2 protein-coding genes are annotated in these 2010 nt (G+C 57.4%); both read right to left on the reverse strand.

Features of this window, described 5'->3' with window-relative positions:
* Nucleotides 1–492: 492 nt before the first annotated feature.
* Nucleotides 493–843 carry a hypothetical protein gene (locus tag GGR62_RS20830; protein ID WP_184409714.1) on the reverse strand — a complete coding sequence of 117 codons (351 nt, stop codon included), beginning with the start codon at nucleotides 841–843 and terminating at the stop codon, nucleotides 493–495.
* 394 nt (nucleotides 844–1237) lie between these two features.
* Nucleotides 1238–1522, reverse strand: a complete 285-nt coding sequence (locus GGR62_RS20835) for a hypothetical protein (protein WP_184409715.1) — start codon at nucleotides 1520–1522, stop codon at nucleotides 1238–1240.
* Nucleotides 1523–2010: the final 488 nt, after the last annotated feature.

A 2010-nucleotide genomic window follows, 5' to 3' on the forward strand; every position in this document is an offset into this window, starting at 1 on the left:
AACGGTGATGACTGCTGTCCGGAGCCAAGCGCATGCATGCCTGCGAACCCAACGAAGCGGCAACCACCAACGCATTTGCTCCACCACGGCCTAACACTTGAATTAAGCCGAGTTGCGAAGCAACTTCGGCTTGAATGAGTTGTTAGGCAGTGAGTGGCCGCGAAGGTTGGATGGTGCAACCATGCTCCCCAGCACTACCGCCTGGACCGAGTTTGCCACAGCTTGCGGGATGGAGCTTGCCCAGCGATGCAGTGGCGCGTGATCCCACCGAAGCCAACTGCACCGAGCGCAGCGCGGGAACGACGTACCAAGGCGAAGCACCGAACTTGCCGCAACCAGCAACGGTGATGACTGCTGTCCGGAGCCAACCGCATGCACGCCTGCGAACCCACCGAAGCGGCAACCACCAACGCATTTGCTCCACCACGGCCTAACGCCTGAAATAAGCCGACTGGCGAAGCCAGTTCGGCTTGATTGAATTGTTAGACGTGCTCACGCGGACCAGCAATAAAGTGGGCTGCCGAACACGCCATGAGCGCCAAGGTTGCTCGACTCTAAGCCCCAGAAGCAACAGAACCGATCTTGCTCTGACTGATAGACAAGCCAATAGCCATTCGCGTGAGCGACACACTCGCCGTAGATCGTGCTACCAACCGATGCGTCCGGGAAGCCAGGCTCCTTGACCACGGCAGTGACAGTAAAAGGCTCGCACTGATTTTGCCGGATGTTGTCCGCCAGTCGCGCGTAGTAGGCCGATGCGTCAGTCCCGGCATTGACGTACACCTCTGACGTGTCCGATAGCGCAGCTTCGAGTTTGGCCGATGGCGAGATTGTGTCTTGCACGTCTAACGCCTGAATTAAGCCGAGTTGCGAAGCAACTTCGGCTTGAATGAGTTGTTAGGCAGTGAGTGGCCGCGAAGGTTGGATGGTGCAACCAGGCTCCCCAGCACTGCCGCCTGGACCGAGTTTGCCACAGCTTGCGGGATGGGGCTTGCCCAGCAATGCAGAGGCGCGTGATGCCACCGAAGCCAACTGCACCGAGCGCAGCGCGGGAACGACGTGCCAAAGCGAAGCACCGAACTTACCGCAACCAGCAACGGTGATGACTGCTGTCCGGAGCCAACCGCATGCACGCCTGCGAACTCACCGAAGCGGCGACCACCAACGCATTTGCTCCACCACGGCCTAACGCCTGAATTAAGCCGCGCCGCGAAGCGGCGTCGGCTTGAATGAATTGTTAGGCATCACCCGCGAGTTCCTGACGAATGGTGTCTAGATTGCCTATCTTGCGGTAAGCCAACCTGAAATTTCTGCCTGCATTGATCAAGTATTTCTCCGGTGGAGCCATTGGGTGGCTCTTACCTGGCTTGGTGAGTCGCTCATGAGCCTCATATCGGGTTACGATTTTTAGCCAGTCCTTCTCATGGAGCTCCCGAAATTTTGCGATGAAGTCGGTATCAGAGTGCTCAGGCGGAAGAAGCTCTAACGTTGCGAGTACCTTTTCCTTCTTTTTCAGAAACACTTGCCCTTTCGGAACTCTCTGTCTGTTCATATGAAGTCCGACATGGTTGTGTGATGCCTAACGCTTGAATTAAGCCGAGTTGCGAAGCAACGTCGGCTTGAATGAGTTGTTAGGCAGTGAGTGGCCGAAACGGTTGAGACCGCAACCGTGCTCCCCAGCACTGCCCGCCTGATCCGAGTGTGCCACAGCTTGCAGGATGAAGCTTGCGCCGCAATGCCACGGGGCCTGTTGGCTCCGAAGCCAGGCGCAATGAGTGCCGCGCGGCGGTGACACGAAATGACGAAGCGGCGAACTGTCCGATGCCAGTTACGGTGAGAACCAATGTCCGGAGCAGACCGCGTGAGCGCCAGTGAACTGGTCGAAGATGCGAGCACCGATGCTGTTGCTCCACCACGGCCTAACGCCTGAATTAAGCCGACTGGCGAAGCCAGTTCGGCTTGAATGAATTGTTAGGCGATCATGCGATGAAACGCAGCAGCCAACAAGCC

The sequence above is a fragment of the Xanthomonas sp. 3075 genome (assembly GCF_014197275.1).
Classification (GTDB): domain Bacteria; phylum Pseudomonadota; class Gammaproteobacteria; order Xanthomonadales; family Xanthomonadaceae; genus Xanthomonas; species Xanthomonas campestris_B.